Source organism: Pseudomonas sp. Ma2-10 (assembly GCF_054330215.1).
In genome coordinates, this window is sequence record NZ_JBTEYL010000001.1 from 38880 (window position 1) to 54049 (window position 15170).

A 15170-nucleotide genomic window follows, 5' to 3' on the forward strand; every position below is an offset into this window, starting at 1 on the left:
CCTTAGCGGACCTCCCCAAGCCATGAACAAAAATCTGCGCTTCAGCCATAAAATCCTGCTTGCCGCCGCCCTCATCGTTATTGCCGCCTTCGCCACGTTCACGCTGTACAACGACTATTTGCAGCGCAATGCCATTCGCGAAGACCTGGATAACTACCTCAATGAGATGGGCGACGTCACCGCCAACAACATCCAGACCTGGCTGGCCGGTCGTATCCTGTTGATCGACAACCTCGCCCAGAACATCGCCATCAACCCCGAACAGGCCACCGTCTCCCGCCTGCTTGAGCAGAAAGCCCTGACGTCGACCTTCATGGCGTCCTACCTGGGCGACGCCACCGGCCACTTCACCATCCGCCCGGATGCGAAGATGCCTGATGGCTTCGACCCACGGGTTCGCCCTTGGTACAAAGGCGCCGAAAGCAGCAGCACCGCCACCCTGACCGAACCCTACATCGACGCAGCCACCGGCCAGACCATCATCTCGATCGCCACCGCCTCGAAAAAGGCCGGGCAAAGCGTCGGTGTGGTGGGCGGCGACCTGAGCCTGCAAACCCTGATCGACACCCTCAGTGCCCGCGACTTCGACGGCATGGGTTACGCGTTTCTGGTGAGCGCCGACGGCAAGATTCTGGTCCACCCGGAAAAAGCCATGGTGATGAAGTCCTTGAGCGAGGCATACCCGAAAAGTACCCCGCGCCTGAGCAGCGACTTCAGTGAAGTGGAAGTCGACGGCAAAACCCGCATCGTCACCTTCACCCCAATTAAAGGCCTGCCATCAGTCAACTGGTACATCGGTCTATCGGTAGATAAAGACAAAGCCTTCTCGATGCTCGCCGAATTCCGCGCCTCGGCGGTCGTTGCGACGGTCATTGCCGTAGCCATCATCATCGCTCTGCTGGGCATGCTGATCCGCATCCTGATCCAGCCACTGCACGTCATGACCCGCGCCATGGCAGACATCGCCGACGGCGAAGGCGACCTGACCAAACGCCTGACCATCGTGAACAACGACGAATTCGGTGTCCTCGGTACCGCGTTCAACCGCTTCGTGGAACGCATTCACGGTTCGATCCGCGAAGTGTCATCAGCCACCGGGCAAGTCAACGAAGTGGCTCTGCGTGTAGTGGCCGCCTCGAACTCCTCGATGTTCAACTCCGACCAACAGGCTTCGCGCACCAGCAGCGTCGCCGCGGCGATCAACCAGCTCGGCGCCGCCGCTCAGGAAATCGCCCGCAACGCCGCACAAGCATCGAGTCAGGCCAGCGATGCCCGCAGCCTGGCCGAAGATGGTCAGCAAGTGGTGGATCGCAGCATTGTCGCGATGAATCAGCTGTCGAGCATGCTCAGCGCCTCAAGCACCAACATCGAATCGCTGAACAGCAAAACCGTGAACATCGGGCAGATACTCGAAGTGATCACCAGCATTTCCCAGCAAACCAACCTGTTGGCGCTGAACGCGGCCATCGAAGCAGCACGTGCCGGTGAAGCCGGTCGGGGTTTTGCCGTGGTGGCCGATGAGGTGCGCAACCTGGCGCACCGCACTCAAGAATCGGCGCAACAGGTGCAGACGATGATCGAGGAGCTGCAAGTCGGCGCCCGCGAATCCGTCAGTACCATGAGCGACAGCCAGCGCCACAGTCAGGACAGCGTCGAAATCGCCAACCTGGCCGGCGAGCGGTTGAACAGCGTGACGTTGCGTATTGGCGAGATTGACGGGATGAACCAGTCGGTGGCCACGGCGACCGAGGAACAGACTGCGGTGGTGGAATCGATCAACGTCGACATTACCGAGATCAACACACTGAATCAGGAGGGGGTGGAAAACCTGCAATCGACATTGCGCGCATGCTCGGATCTTGAGCAGCAGGCCGCGCGCCTGAAACAGTTGGTGGGCAGTTTCCGAATCTAACGTCTAACTGGCCTCTTCACGAAGAGGCCAGCTCCCCGCCACAAAACCCCAACCGAACATCTATCCTTCATAAAGGTCAACCAAGGGAGCACAACGGGCCGGAGGGATGTTCATCGTGCATATCGCTGACATAACCATGTTCTACGCCCCTGCCAGCGGTGGCGTGCGCACTTATCTGGATGCAAAACACCGTCGCCTGAGCATCAAGCCAGGCATTCGCCACAGTCTGCTGATCCCTGGGGCTTACTTAAGCGAACAGGATGGCGTTTACACGGTTCCGGCCCCCGCCCTGCCCTTCGGCAAGGGTTATCGTTTCCCCCTCCGTCTCGCGCCATGGCGCAATGTTCTGCAGGATTTACAGCCCGACCTGATCGAGGTCGGCGACCCCTACCTCACTGCATGGGCAGCCCTCGACGCCCGGCGGCAACTCGATGTCCCGGTGATCGGCTTTTATCATTCGGACCTGCCTCTGCTGCTCAGCAACCGCATGGGCAGCTGGGTCACCACCAACGTCGAAGCCTATGTCAGCAAGCTCTATGGCAACTTCGATCGGGTTCTGGCACCCAGCCAGGTCATGGCCGACAAACTGATCGGGCTGGGGGTGAAGAATGTTTTTGTTCAACCGCTGGGTGTCGATTTGCAAACCTTCAATCCCTCTGCACGAGACACGGGCTTGCGGGCCGAATTGGGCATTGATGAAAACACTCATTTGCTGATTTTCGCCGGGCGCGGGTCCAAGGAAAAAAACCTGCCGGTGCTGCTCGACTGCATGAAACGCCTGGGTCGACGCTATCACCTGCTGCTGGTAGGTTCCTCGATGCCGGCTGCAGTGCCCGACAACGTTACCGTGATCGGTGAGTTCTGTACGGGGGCACACGTGGCGCGATTGATGGCCAGCGCCGACGCGCTGCTGCACGCCGGTGATCAGGAAACATTCGGCCTGGTGGTTCTTGAAGCCATGGCCAGTGGCATTCCGGTGGTAGCCGTGGCGGCCGGGGCCTTTCAGGAAATCATCACCGATCAATGCGGCCTGCTCTGCCCGCCTAATAATTCATGGGCGATGGCCAACGCCGTACGCGAGCTATTCAGCTCGGGCAGCGTCGTTTTGGGCAAACAGGCCCGCAGCCATGTCGAGCGGTATTACTCCTGGGACACGGTAGTCCACAGCCTGCTGGGGCACTATCACGCCGTGCTCGGCAGCCACTTGCCGCTGACAGCCAATGGTTGAGCCCATGAACCCACCCAGCCTGTTGCTCGTGCTGCACGACGTTGCACCGCAAACCTGGGCCGATTATCAACCCTTTGTCGACGCCGTCGACACCTTGGGCGAAGTGCCGATGACTTGGCTGGTGGTGCCCAACTTCCACAAACACAACGATCTGGAGGAGCATCCGGGATTTCGACGTTTACTCACCCGTCGTATCGACCGAGGTGACGAACTGGCATTGCACGGTTACTTTCATTGCGATGACGCGCCCACTCCCACTACGCCACGAGACTGGTTCATGCGCCGGATCTACACCCACGAAGGCGAGTTTTACAGCCTGTCTCAAGAAGACGCCTTCGCCCGCCTGCGTGATGGCATTGAAGTGTTCCACCGTTATCACTGGCCGCTGGAGGGCTTCGTCGCCCCGGCCTGGTTGATGAGCGAAGGGACGCGCCAGGCCTTGCGCCAGTTACCCTTGCGTTACACCAGCGATTCGCAGCATCTGTATCGTCTACCGGACTTCAGCGCGGTTGATGCGCCAGGGTTGGTCTGGAGTGCGCGCAGTGCCTGGCGCCGGGGGGTGTCGAAGCGGGTCAGCGATCAACGCGAACAGCGCTGGCGGCAAGCACCGGTGATTCGTCTCGGCCTGCACCCGGTCGATATGCGCCATGAGTTCTCCCGCTCTTACTGGCTGCAAACCCTCAAGCGCTTGCTCGACGAGGGACGCGTGCCGATGACCAAAGCACGCTGGCTGGCGCTGCAAAGCGACCGTATGGGTCGCGCCGCATGAATCGCGCGATTGTGCTGCTCGTCGCGCTGCTCGCTGCGGTGCTGATTCCGTCGCTGTTGGGCGGTAACGAAACCTGGTATCGGCTGCGAAGCTTTCCACTGCAATGGCTGCTGATCATGTTCGGCATGATCCTGCTGTGCTGGGTGCTGAACACGATGCGCTTGCGCCTGTTACTCGGGGAACAGCGCGATAAGGTGGGCCCGCTCAAAAGTCTCGGGGTGGTGATGGCCGCCGAGTTCGCCTATTGCGCAACACCGGGCGGCAGCGGCGGTCCGCTGACGATCATGGCGCTGTTGGCGCGCAATGGCGTGCGTCCGGCCCGGGGCAGCGCCGTGTTCGCCATGGATCAGTTGAGCGATTTGCTGTTTTTTCTTTGTGCGCTGAGCGGGATCCTGATTTATGCGTTGTTCCAGCACCTCAGCCAACGCATGGAATGGCTACTGACCGTCAGCGCCATTTCGATGTTCGGCGGGTTGTTCAGTTGTTTGATGGTCGCCCGCTATCATCGAATACTGATTCGTCTGAGCGGTCGGTTTCTCGCGCGCCTGAATGTCAAAGCCACCACGCGCCTGCGCTGGGCGCGAAAACTCCTGCACTTTCTGGCGGCGTTCACGGACACATTGAAGCTGCCCTTTCAGACACTCATCACGGTGTTTGCCCTGACCTGCCTGCATTGGATCTTGCGCTATAGCGTGCTGTATCTGGCATTGCGTGGGCTTGGGGCGGATTTGCAATGGGCCTGGAGCTTTCTGATCCAGATGCTTTCGTTAAGTGCGGGGCAGTTCAGCCTGTTGCCGGGCGGTGCCGGGGCGACGGAGTTGACGTCGGCGGCGCTGCTTGCACCGATGGTGGGAAAATCCACCGCGGCGGCGGCGATTCTGATCTGGCGGGCGGTGATTTATTACTTTTATCTGGTCGTCGGCGGGCCGGTATTTTTACTGATGTTTGGGCGGCCGCTGCTGAAGAAGTTGATGAGGTTCAAACAGGCTTAGTTTTATCGTCGGGCTCTTTCTGCAACTGTTCCCACAACTCGGCGGCGCCGGGAAACTCCGTGCCGTCTTCGGGGTTCATGTCATCCGGGTCGTAGCGGCTCAAACAGCCCTCTCCCAATGTAGCGGGCGCCCTGGAAGTGGTTTTGTCCAGTGGATCGGCCATGGTCATGTCCTCAATACAGAAACGGCGAAGGGCCTGAAGCGATTGAACGCCCAGGCCCTTCGAATTTCAACTGTGTCCAATGGCTATCAAAACACGACGGTTTTGTTGCCGTGCACCAATACCCGATCTTCCAGGTGATAACGCAGACCACGGGCCAGCACCATCTTCTCGACGTCCCGACCGAAACGCACCATGTCGTCGATGCTGTCACTGTGGCTGACGCGAACGACGTCCTGTTCGATGATCGGACCGGCATCCAGCTCCTCGGTCACGTAGTGGCAAGTAGCGCCGATCAACTTCACGCCACGCATCGATGCCTGGTGATACGGCTTGGCACCGACGAACGAAGGCAGGAAGCTGTGGTGAATGTTTATGACCTTGTGAGCATATTCGCGGCACAACTCGGGCGGCAGGATTTGCATGTAGCGGGCAAGTACGACTACTTCGGCATCGTGCTGTTTGACCAGGCGTGAGACTTCGGCGAATGCCGGCTCTTTGTCCTGCGGATTGACCGGTACGTGGTAATACGGAATCGCGTGCCACTCGACCATGCTGCGCAAGTCGTCATGGTTGGAAATCACGCAGGAAATTTCGCAATCCAGCTCATCACTGTGCCAGCGGTGCAATAAGTCGGCGAGGCAGTGAGACTCGCGACTGGCCATCAGTACCACGCGCTTTTTCTGCTCGGTATCGGTGATGCGCCAGTTCATCGAGAACTCTTCGGCAATCGGTGTAAACGCTTCGCGCAAGGCATCGATTCCGAAAGGCAGCGAATCGGCACGAATTTCGTGACGCATGAAGAACCAGCCACTGAGATTGTCCGAGTGATGGCTCGCTTCAGTGATCCAGCCGTTATGTGACGCCAGAAAGTTACTGACTTTAGCAACGATGCCGACGCGGTCCGGGCAAGCAATCACCAGCCGAAAAGTGCGCATGAGGGTCAAACTCCAGAACTTCGCAAAGGCGGTCATTCTAGCGATTGCGCAGCAAAACTGCAGTATTGATGACGCCTTGCCCGGAATGAAGGTGGACACGTGAGGTTCTGGCAGCCCCCGCGACCCGCGCAATGGTGTTCCTGTTGCCAATCTTCAAGTGCCCAATTGTGAATATCTGTGATGACTGCATCACACTATTTAACTACACCTGCAATTTGTGCCCTATGCATCGCAACTAATTTAAATAAAACTCCGGTTAAATGTTTACTTGGTGAAACACCCTGACTATTATTGCCGCACTGTCACCTGCCATCCAGCGCCCTACATAAGGTAATCCTCATGTCCTTGATCAACGAATATCGCGCCACCGAAGAAGCTATCAAAGAGCTGCAAGCCCGTTTGAAGAACCTGTCCCAAGACGACAAACTGCAAACCGAGCTGGAATTCGAAGGCAAACTGCGCACCCTGATGGGCGAGTACTCCAAGTCTCTGCGTGACATCATTGCGCTATTGGATCCAGAGTCCAAAACCAAAGCACCACGCGGCGGCGCAGTAAAAACGACTGGCACCAAGCGTGCTCGCAAAGTTAAACAATACAAAAACCCGCACAACGGCGAAGTCATCGAAACCAAAGGTGGCAACCACAAAACGCTGAAAGAGTGGAAAGCCAAGTGGGGCGGTGACGTGGTTGAAGGCTGGGCTACCCTGTTGGGCTAAGCCGTAGCGCTTGTCGCAGACTCATTCGCGACCCAAAAAAACGCCAGCATCTGCTGGCGTTTTTTTATGCTCGGCATTCAGCACCTGAACATTTTCGATTTCAAAGATTCAAACGTTTGCGTAATCCTTCGACATAATTCTGCCATTCATCCAGCACCTCTCGCTGAAACGATGTAGCCGTAACACTCCATTGGGCTGCGGCCTCTACAAAAGTTTCTAGCGTATTTGGCGCCCCCCACTCGGGTTCTGACAAACGTTGCTGACAGAATATTCGCCAGCGCTCTTGCTCTTCAAAACTCAACGTATCGGGAAAGTTGCGTGCACGATATCGAAACAATAATTCAGGCAATCGTTCATCATCGAAAGGCCATTGCTGTTGCGCTAATTGAGCCGGGTCGGCAGACCTGACTTGCTCACAAAGACGCCGATCCCGATCACCGATAAAACCATCGTATAACTGCTGTTCAGGGTCTTGGCTCTGGGTGAAATCTTCGCTGGCGTAAATCGCCTGAACTTTATCTCGCCAAACTGTTTGTGCGTCACTTAGCCGCAGCGCGCGCTCTTGGTAGAGCGACATATCCAGCCCCAATCGTTGCTGATCTTCAGAGCGAAGTACCGACAACGGCGCCACCACCGGGCATTTATTGATGTGGATAAGTTTGAGCGGCACCGGCAACTCGCCCTCGGCCAAGTCATCGCGACGGGTATACAGCCGTTGACGCAAGGTGTCGGCATCAAGATCGAGTAAGCCCTGAGGGTCCAGGTGCAGGTCACAGACAATCAAGGCGTTCTTGTTGCGCGGGTGCCAGGCCAGGGGCAGCACCACACCGACATAATTGCGCGCCGCTGAAAAGCGCCCGGAGATGTGCACCATTGGCTGCAACAGCCGAATCTGATCCATCACCTTTTGTTTACCGCGCAACTGAAACAACCAGTCATACAACTTCGGCTGTTTTTCCCGGATCAGACGCGCCAGGGCGATGGTGGCGCGAACATCCGAAAGCGCTTCGTGAGCATTTCCGTGATCAATGCCATTGGCGGCGGTCAGGCGTTCGAGTTTGAGCGTTATCCGCCCCTCCTCGTCCGTCGGCCAAACGATGCCGTCAGGGCGCAAGGCATACGCTGCACGCACCACATCGATCAGGTCCCAGCGGCTATTACCGCCCTGCCACTCACGCGCATAAGGGTCGAAAAAGTTTCGGTAAAGACTGTAACGGGTCATCTCGTCATCGAAACGCAACGTGTTGTACCCCGCCCCGCACGTGCCGGGCGCTGCGAGTTGGGCATGCACCCGAGTCATGAAATCGGCTTCGCTCAAGCCTTGCTCGGCCAGTCGGCCGGGCGTGATACCCGTGATCACGCAAGCCGCCGGATGGGGCAGGATGTCTTCACTGGGCTGGCAGTAAAGATTGACCGGCTCGTCTATTTCATTGAGATCGAAGTCAGTGCGAATCCCCGCCATTTGCAGCGGGCGGTCGCAACGGGGGTTGATGCCAGTGGTTTCATAGTCGTACCAGAAGATAGAGGTCACGGGCTATTCCTGAACTGAAGATCGGCGAAGTCTAGGCGTTCACATCCCACCCCGGCCAGTCATCTCGTCATTCAATCACCTCTGGCCATTTACCGTGCAATACATAGTTATGTCGTTTTCCCCCGAGAGGCTGCTAGCATCGGACGGACATCGAATCCCGAACAGGCCACATCAAGGTTGCCCATGCTCGAGACCACAGCACGGCCAAGGAAAGCGACGCTGTCCCCGCCACTGGATACGCGGTATCTAGTCGAAACGCCGGAAGGCATCGACCTGCCACTGCGCCCGGCCGGGTTGATGGTTCGTGCGCTGGCGTTCGCCATCGATCTCGGGCTGCGCGGGTTGATCGTCGGCCTGCTATTTATTGTCCTGGCGTTCCTCGGAAAACTCGGTGCAGGGCTCGGCTCGATTCTGTTGTTCGTGGTGAGTTGGTGGTACATGGTGCTGTTCGAAGTGCTCAACCAGGGTCGTTCGCCAGGCAAACAGTGGATGGGCCTGCGAGTGGTACAGGACGATGGCACGCCGATCGGCTGGTCTGCTTCGCTGCTGCGCAACCTGCTGCGATTTGTCGACATGCTGCCGTTCGGCTATTTCCTCGGGGCCATCAGTTGCCTGCAACATCCTACCTTCAAGCGCCTCGGCGATCTGGCTGCCGGCACGCTGGTGATCTACCGCGAACAACCGCTTGCCCGACCGCAACTGCCTGACATCCAGCCCCGGCGCCCGGCCTTTGCGCTGACGCTGACCGAACAACGCGCCATCCTCGGGTTTGCCGAGCGTCAGGGTGAACTCTCTGAAGCACGGGTCAAAGAGCTGGCGGCCCTACTCGCGCAACCGTTGCAGGTGTCGGCGCCAGGGGCCGTGGACGAACTCAATGGCATCGCCCGCGGCTTGTTGGGCCCGACATGAAGCAAAGCCTTTTCGAAACTCGCCACAAGGCCGAATGGGAGCAATTTGCTTTCGTGCTTGAACAACTGGAGCAAGGCAAGGAAGCCGAACGAGTCGCCCGTTTTCCAAGCGATTATCGTCGTCTCTGCCAACACCTGGCGCTGGCCCAGGAACGTGGTTACAGCAGTTTTCTGATCGACTCATTACAGCAACAGGTCCTGCGCGGACATCAACAGCTTTATCGCCACCGCAGTCGATTGGGTGCCAACGTGCTGAGCTTCATCCTGGCGGACTTCCCGCGACTGGTGCGTCAACAGTGGCGCTTTGTGCTCGCCGCTGGCCTGATGTTTTTTGGCAGCCTGATCGGCATCGCACTGCTGGTGTATCTGTTCCCCGATCTGGTCTACAACCTGATCCCGGCCGAGCAGATCAGCGAGATGCAAGGCATGTACGACCCCGAAGCCGGTCACCTGGGGCGATCGGCGGAACGGGCGGCCAGTGAAGACTGGGTGATGTTCGGTTACTACATCATGCACAACATCGGCATCGCCTTTCAGACCTTCGCCAGCGGTGTGCTGTTTGGCCTGGGCAGCGCGTTTTTCCTGTTCTTCAACGGTTTGATGATCGGCGCGGTGGCCGGGCACCTGACGCACATCGGCTACGGACAAACCTTCTGGTCATTCGTGGTTGGCCACGGCGCCTTCGAACTGAGTGCTATCGCACTGGCCGGTGCCGCCGGCCTGCAACTGGGTTGGGCCTTGATCGCGCCGGGACGCCTGCTCCGCTCCGAAGCCCTGCGATTGGCGGCACGCAAGAGCGTGCTGCTGATTTGCGGGGTCATGCTGTTTCTGCTGATTGCGGCGTTTATCGAAGCGTACTGGTCGTCCACGGTCGGGGTCGCGCCACTGACCAAATACCTGGTCGGCGCAGCGCTCTGGTTGTTGGTGGCGGTTTATCTGCTATTTGCCGGACGGACCCGCCATGCGCCTGAGTGACGCCACGGTTGTCATCCGCCCGCGCACCACCTGGGAAGCCATGGACCTGGGCGTCCTGCTGAGCCAGCGACACCGGCGTCTGCTGATGACCAGTTGGGCCATCGTGACCTTGCCGATTTTCGCCCTGCTCAGTTGGCTGCTGTGGGATTCGCCCTTCCTCGCCGTGTTCATTTTCTGGTGGCTGAAACCAGCGTTCGACCGCTTGCCGCTGTACATACTGTCCAAAGCCATGTTTGGCGAAACGCCCACGCTGAAGCAGGCGCTGCGCCAATTCCCACGGTTGCTCCAACCGCAACTGCTGATGAGTCTGACCTGGCGGCGCCTGAGCCTAAGTCGCAGTTTCCTGATGCCGGTGGTGCAACTCGAAGGGCTGAGTGGTCAGCCACGACAACAGCGCTTGCAGGCTCTGTTGCAGCGCAACGCCGGTGCCGCGCGGTGGCTGACCATCATCGGCGTACATCTGGAAGGCACGCTATGGATCGGCCTGATGGTGCTGTTTTACCTGTTCTTGCCGCAACAGGTCGAACTCGACTGGAGCTGGCAGACTTTGATCACTGCCACCACACAGGACTGGCGATGGCTGGAGCACCTGACCAATGCCTTTTACGCACTGGTACTGATTGCCTGGGAACCGATTTATGTCGCCTGCGGGTTCAGCCTATATCTGAATCGGCGCACGGTGCTGGAGGCCTGGGATATCGAACTGGTGTTCCGCCGCATGCGCCAACGCCTGACCAGCGCCGCCGTCACCCTGCTGCTGGCGGTGTTCCTGTTGATGCCGACAGCGCCAACCGTATGGGCCGCCGAGCCAGTCATTTCACCCGACACCCCACGCCTGCTGGACCAGCCACTGACCAGTCAGGCATCCCGGGACAGCATCAAAGCGATCCTCGATCAGCCTCCGTTCAAGAACAAAGAATCGGTCACGCGCTATCGGTTTGGCGAGGAAAAACCAGCCGCCGACACGGCGGACGAGGGCAATGTCCCCGAATGGCTGGAGGCGCTGCTCAAGCTTCTGGACAACCAACGCTTCGGCTCAGCGGCGACGCTGATTGAGGTGGTGTTGTGGGGTGCCGTGATCGGGGCCATTGGCCTATTGATCTGGCATTACCGTGACGGGTTGCAAGCCTTCGTCAGCCGTCGACCGGCCTTAAACAGCAAGGTCACGCGGCCGTTACCGCAACAGGCTTTCGGCCTGGACCTCAACCGCGAAACCCTGCCTGCCGACATCGCCGCCAGCGCCGAACGTCTCTGGCAAACCCATCCTCGCGAGGCCCTCGGATTGCTCTATCGCGGCCTGCTCAGCCACTTGCTACACGACTTCAACATGGCGCTGAAACCCGCCGACACCGAAGGCCAGGTCCTGGAGCGCATCGAACACCTGCAACAACCTGCCTTGCTGGCCTTCAGTAAAAGCTTGACCGGGCATTGGCAGAACATGGCCTACGGGCATCGCCTGCCTCCCGCGCATTTGCAACAGGAACTCTGCGATGGCTGGCGAGCCTTGTTCAGCCCCGGAGCGTTGCGTTGAACCGGCAACGCTGGCAGGCGGTCGGCGTGTTCATCGCCGTGCTATTGATCGCGCCGAGTGTTTATCTGTACCTCAAGGCGACGCCCTATCAGGCAGACATCGATCACGGCCCCTCGCCCGAAGCCCAGGCCAACCCCTATCTCGCCGCCGAGCATTTCCTGCGCAAACAGGGCCTGTCGGTGAACCACGCCAACAGCCTCGACATTCTGCCCACCCTGGAGCCGCATCAGCACAGTCTGTTATTGCTCGGGGACCGGTACAACATGACCCCGCGCCAGATCGATCAGGTGCTGAACTGGACCCGCGCCGGCGGGCGTCTTTTGTTTGTTGCCCAGTCGCTGTGGGATGAAAAGACCGGCCAAAGCAATGACCTGTTGCTCGACCGGGTGCAGCTGCACCAGTTGCTGAGCAAGAACCTCAAGGACCCGCCGCCCGCTATCGACGACGATCCTAACCCCAAGCTGACCAAGCTGTACCTTGAAGACGAAGACGCACCGGCCTACGTCGGTTTCGATATCGCGTTCCATCTCGAAGATCCGAAAAACCTCGCGCAAGCCTGGGCCAACAGCGGCAAGGCCACGCACATGATGCAGCTCAATCACGGGCTCGGGTCGATCACCGTGGTCACCGACGCCGACCTGTGGAAAACCCCAGCCATCGACCAGTACGACAACGCCTGGCTGCTCTGGTACCTGACCGCGGACACGAACGTGACCCTGCTGTTCAATACCGATCACGACAGTCTGCTGACCCTGCTCCTGCGCTATTTCCCCCAGGCATTGGTCGCCCTTTTTGCCCTGATCGGTCTTGGTATCTGGCACGTCGGCGTGCGCCAGGGTCCGCTGCTGGAACCGGTCCCAAGGGCCCGCCGCCGACTTCAGGAGCACCTGCGCGCCAGCGCCGATTTCATGTTGCGCCAAAACGGTCAGCAGCACCTGCTGCAAGCCTTGCAGCACGACATCTTGCGTCGTGTGCGGCGCCGTCATCCCGGTTTCGAACAACTCGGTGTTGCCGAACAATGGCTGGTGCTCACACGTCTGACCGGCCAACCCACACGCGCTATCAGCCAGGCCATGAGCTCGCGACCGAAACAGCGGCAGTCCAGCGCTGAATTCAGCCGTCAGGTCGCCCACCTCCAAACCTTGAGGAACGCCTTATGAGTGAACAGATCGAGCCCGGCGCGCTGAGCCACGCCGCGCAGCAACGCCAGCGCGCCAGCCAGTTGGCCCAAGCAGTAAGAACTGAACTGCAAAAAGCCGTGATCGGCCAAAACACCGTGATCGAGGACGTCCTTACCGCACTGATCGCCGGCGGCCATGTTCTGCTCGAAGGCGTGCCGGGCCTGGGCAAGACGTTGCTGGTGCGCGCCCTCGCCCGCTGCTTCGGCGGCGAGTTCGCACGTATCCAGTTCACCCCGGACCTGATGCCCAGCGATGTCACCGGGCACGCCGTTTACGACCTGCAGACCGAGCAGTTCAAACTGCGCAAGGGCCCGCTCTTCACCAACCTTTTGCTGGCCGACGAGATCAACCGCGCCCCGGCGAAAACCCAGGCCGCACTGCTCGAAGCCATGCAGGAACGGCAAGTCACCCTCGAAGGCCGTGCCCTGCCCATCGTGCAACCGTTCATGGTGCTCGCCACGCAAAACCCCATCGAACAGGAAGGCACTTACCCGCTGCCGGAAGCCGAGCTTGATCGCTTCATGCTCAAGGTGCGCATGGACTACCCCGACGCCGAGCAAGAATTGAACATGGTCCGCCAGGTCAGTCGCTCGACCCGGGCCGACATGCTCGACGTACAACCCCTGCGCACCGTGTTGCAAGCCAAGGACGTGCTGGCCTTGCAGCGCATTGCCAGCGACCTGCCGATGGACGATCAGGTGCTCGACTATGCCGTGCGCCTGGCCCGCACCACCCGCACCTGGCCGGGCCTGACTCTCGGCGCCGGGCCACGGGCCTCCATTGCCCTGGTGCGCTGCGCGCGGGCGCGAGCGTTGTTGCGTGGCGGCGAGTTCGTGATTCCGGATGACATCAAAGGCTGCGCATTGGCGGTGTTGCGTCACCGTGTGCGGATTGCGCCGGAGCTGGACATCGAAGGGCTGGACGTCGATCAGGTGCTCAAGCAACTGCTCGATCAAGTGTCGGCACCACGCCTGTGAAACCCTCGCGCCTGCAGCTGATCTGGCTCGCATTGCTGCTGTCCATCGGCATCGTGCTGGGCGCGTTGCGGGCATTGGAATTCGCGGTTCCCCGGAGCCTGTTGTCGATCAATTGGGGATTGCTGTTGGCGCTGCTGGCCTTGGCAGTACTCGACGGTGTCCGTCTCAAGCGCCTGCCCTCACCCCGCCTCCAGCGACAAATGCCCGGTAGCCTTGCACTCGGTCGATGGGGCGAAGTGCGACTGGAGATCGAGCATGATTTTGCACAACCACTGACCGTACAGATTTTCGACCATGTGCCGGAAGGCCTGAGCTTCGAAAACCTGCCCCTGTCGATCGAATTGCAGCCCGGCCAGCACAGCCAGATCGGCTATCGTCTGCGCCCGCTCAAGCGCGGCCACTTCACCTTCGAACACTGCGAAATCAACCTGCCCAGCCCATTGGGCCTGTGGTCTGACAAACGCTTGCTCAACGTGGCCGACAACACCCGCGTCTACCCGGACTTCGCCCGCCTCTACGGCGGCCAATTACTGGCAGTGGACAACTGGCTGAGCCAACTCGGCGTCCGCCAGCGCCAGCGTCGCGGGTTGGGCCTTGAATTCCATCAATTAAGGGAATTCCGCGAAGGTGACAGCCTGCGCCAGATCGACTGGAAAGCCACCGCCCGACAACGCACGCCGATTGCCCGCGAGTATCAGGACGAGCGCGACCAGCAGATCATCTTCATGCTCGATTGCGGCCGACTGATGCGCAGCCAGGATGGAGAACTCGCGCATTTCGATCACGCACTCAACGCCTGCCTGTTGCTCAGCTACATCGCCCTTCGCCAAGGCGATGCAGTGGGCCTGAGTACGTTCGCCTGTGACCGACCGCATTACCTCGCCCCGGTCAAAGGCACTGAACAACTCAAGGTCCTGCTCAACGCTGTCTATGACCTCAATAGCACCCAACGCCCAGCCGATTATCAGGCCGCCGCCAACCAGTTACTGGCCCGACAAAAACGCCGGGCGCTGGTGGTGCTGGTGACTAACTTGCGGGATGAAGATGATGAAGAATTGCTCACCGCCGTCAAACGACTGAGCAAACAGCATCGGGTGCTAGTGGCGAGTCTGCGCGAAGACTTGCTCGACAATCTGCGGCATGCGCCGGTGCAAACCTTGCCGGAGGCGTTGGCCTATTGCGGGATGGTGGATTACTTGAATGAACGGGCCGAACTCCATGAGCGGTTGAGTGCTCATGGCGTTCCGGTGCTGGATGCTCGGCCCGGGGAGTTGGGTAGCCAACTTGTGACGCACTATCTGGCCTGGAAAAAAGCGGGAGTGTTCTAGGCTCTGTACGAAAACTACCCGAT

Annotated in this window: 14 protein-coding genes and 1 pseudogene; 12 read left to right on the forward strand and 3 right to left on the reverse strand. The window is 59.4% G+C overall.

The genetic code is table 11. The annotated features are described in order from the left end of the window. Positions 1 to 22 precede the first annotated feature (22 nt). The 5 genes and pseudogenes from ACXPVS_RS00210 to ACXPVS_RS00230 form a co-directional block, all read left to right on the forward strand. Positions 23 to 1054: pseudogene (locus tag ACXPVS_RS00210) on the forward strand (HAMP domain-containing protein); the annotation flags it as partial. Between the two features lie 93 nt (positions 1055 to 1147). Next, entirely contained in the window at positions 1148 to 1912 is a 765-nt protein-coding gene (locus ACXPVS_RS00215) for a methyl-accepting chemotaxis protein (protein WP_428608872.1), read from the forward strand. A 106-nt stretch (positions 1913 to 2018) separates the two neighbouring features. After that, positions 2019 to 3140 (forward strand): glycosyltransferase family 4 protein, encoded by a 1122-nt coding sequence (locus tag ACXPVS_RS00220; protein WP_458508116.1) that lies wholly within the window; start codon positions 2019 to 2021, stop codon positions 3138 to 3140. Beyond that, the gene (locus ACXPVS_RS00225; RefSeq protein ID WP_458508117.1) at positions 3133 to 3909 is read left to right on the forward strand and encodes a DUF2334 domain-containing protein; all 777 of its coding nucleotides are present in this window, start codon (positions 3133 to 3135) and stop codon (positions 3907 to 3909) included. The genes ACXPVS_RS00220 and ACXPVS_RS00225 overlap by 8 nt, the downstream gene beginning before the upstream one ends. Continuing rightward, complete coding sequence (locus tag ACXPVS_RS00230; RefSeq protein ID WP_458508118.1) at positions 3906 to 4901, forward strand: lysylphosphatidylglycerol synthase transmembrane domain-containing protein; 996 nt, start codon at positions 3906 to 3908, stop codon at positions 4899 to 4901. The genes ACXPVS_RS00225 and ACXPVS_RS00230 overlap by 4 nt, the downstream gene beginning before the upstream one ends. On the opposite strand, the gene ACXPVS_RS00235 is transcribed toward ACXPVS_RS00230, so the two are convergent. Further along, on the reverse strand, positions 4888 to 5064 hold the full coding sequence (locus ACXPVS_RS00235) for a hypothetical protein (RefSeq protein ID WP_458508119.1): 177 nt from the start codon (positions 5062 to 5064) through the stop codon (positions 4888 to 4890). The two genes, ACXPVS_RS00230 and ACXPVS_RS00235, sit on opposite strands and share 14 nt — an antisense overlap. Before the next feature lie 86 nt (positions 5065 to 5150). Then, positions 5151 to 5999 (reverse strand): formyltetrahydrofolate deformylase, encoded by an 849-nt coding sequence (purU, locus tag ACXPVS_RS00240; protein WP_458508120.1) that lies wholly within the window; start codon positions 5997 to 5999, stop codon positions 5151 to 5153. A gap of 339 nt (positions 6000 to 6338) precedes the next feature. Between purU and mvaT the strand changes: the two genes are divergently transcribed. Next, on the forward strand, positions 6339 to 6716 hold the full coding sequence (gene mvaT, locus ACXPVS_RS00245; RefSeq protein WP_007933316.1) for a histone-like nucleoid-structuring protein MvaT: 378 nt from the start codon (positions 6339 to 6341) through the stop codon (positions 6714 to 6716). Positions 6717 to 6816: 100 nt separating this feature from the next. On the opposite strand, the gene sbcB is transcribed toward mvaT, so the two are convergent. Further along, positions 6817 to 8247 (reverse strand): exodeoxyribonuclease I, encoded by a 1431-nt coding sequence (gene sbcB, locus ACXPVS_RS00250; RefSeq protein WP_458508121.1) that lies wholly within the window; start codon positions 8245 to 8247, stop codon positions 6817 to 6819. 183 nt (positions 8248 to 8430) lie between these two features. Between sbcB and ACXPVS_RS00255 the strand changes: the two genes are divergently transcribed. The 6 genes from ACXPVS_RS00255 to ACXPVS_RS00280 are packed head-to-tail and all read left to right on the forward strand — an operon-like array spanning position 8431 to position 15147. Next, complete coding sequence (locus ACXPVS_RS00255; RefSeq protein ID WP_458508122.1) at positions 8431 to 9156, forward strand: RDD family protein; 726 nt, start codon at positions 8431 to 8433, stop codon at positions 9154 to 9156. Beyond that, positions 9153 to 10130 carry a stage II sporulation protein M gene (locus ACXPVS_RS00260; RefSeq protein ID WP_458508123.1) on the forward strand — a complete coding sequence of 326 codons (978 nt, stop codon included), beginning with the start codon at positions 9153 to 9155 and terminating at the stop codon, positions 10128 to 10130. Before ACXPVS_RS00255 ends, ACXPVS_RS00260 begins: the two co-directional genes overlap by 4 nt. Continuing rightward, positions 10117 to 11661, forward strand: a complete 1545-nt coding sequence (locus tag ACXPVS_RS00265; RefSeq protein WP_458508124.1) for a DUF4129 domain-containing protein — start codon at positions 10117 to 10119, stop codon at positions 11659 to 11661. The genes ACXPVS_RS00260 and ACXPVS_RS00265 overlap by 14 nt, the downstream gene beginning before the upstream one ends. After that, positions 11658 to 12821, forward strand: coding sequence for a DUF4350 domain-containing protein (locus ACXPVS_RS00270; protein ID WP_458508125.1), 1164 nt, complete (start codon positions 11658 to 11660; stop codon positions 12819 to 12821). Before ACXPVS_RS00265 ends, ACXPVS_RS00270 begins: the two co-directional genes overlap by 4 nt. Beyond that, a complete protein-coding gene (locus ACXPVS_RS00275; RefSeq protein WP_458508126.1) occupies positions 12818 to 13819 on the forward strand; it encodes an AAA family ATPase in 1002 nt (333 codons plus the stop codon). Before ACXPVS_RS00270 ends, ACXPVS_RS00275 begins: the two co-directional genes overlap by 4 nt. Beyond that, complete coding sequence (locus ACXPVS_RS00280) at positions 13816 to 15147, forward strand: DUF58 domain-containing protein (protein WP_458508127.1); 1332 nt, start codon at positions 13816 to 13818, stop codon at positions 15145 to 15147. Before ACXPVS_RS00275 ends, ACXPVS_RS00280 begins: the two co-directional genes overlap by 4 nt. Positions 15148 to 15170: the final 23 nt, after the last annotated feature.

Bases quoted from the DNA above. Each gene is read 5' to 3' on its own strand.
- ACXPVS_RS00220 (WP_458508116.1), top strand. From the start codon at position 2,019: ATGTTCATCGTGCATATCGCTGACATAACCATGTTCTACGCCCCTGCC.
- ACXPVS_RS00255 (WP_458508122.1), top strand. From the start codon at position 8,431: ATGCTCGAGACCACAGCACGGCCAAGGAAAGCGACGCTGTCCCCGCCA.
- ACXPVS_RS00260 (WP_458508123.1), top strand. From the start codon at position 9,153: ATGAAGCAAAGCCTTTTCGAAACTCGCCACAAGGCCGAATGGGAGCAA.
- ACXPVS_RS00230 (WP_458508118.1), top strand. From the start codon at position 3,906: ATGAATCGCGCGATTGTGCTGCTCGTCGCGCTGCTCGCTGCGGTGCTG.
- mvaT (WP_007933316.1), top strand. From the start codon at position 6,339: ATGTCCTTGATCAACGAATATCGCGCCACCGAAGAAGCTATCAAAGAG.
- ACXPVS_RS00215 (WP_428608872.1), top strand. From the start codon at position 1,148: ATGTTCAACTCCGACCAACAGGCTTCGCGCACCAGCAGCGTCGCCGCG.
- ACXPVS_RS00265 (WP_458508124.1), top strand. From the start codon at position 10,117: ATGCGCCTGAGTGACGCCACGGTTGTCATCCGCCCGCGCACCACCTGG.
- ACXPVS_RS00235 (WP_458508119.1), bottom strand. From the start codon at position 5,064: ATGGCCGATCCACTGGACAAAACCACTTCCAGGGCGCCCGCTACATTG.
- ACXPVS_RS00225 (WP_458508117.1), top strand. From the start codon at position 3,133: ATGGTTGAGCCCATGAACCCACCCAGCCTGTTGCTCGTGCTGCACGAC.
- ACXPVS_RS00275 (WP_458508126.1), top strand. From the start codon at position 12,818: ATGAGTGAACAGATCGAGCCCGGCGCGCTGAGCCACGCCGCGCAGCAA.
- purU (WP_458508120.1), bottom strand. From the start codon at position 5,999: ATGCGCACTTTTCGGCTGGTGATTGCTTGCCCGGACCGCGTCGGCATC.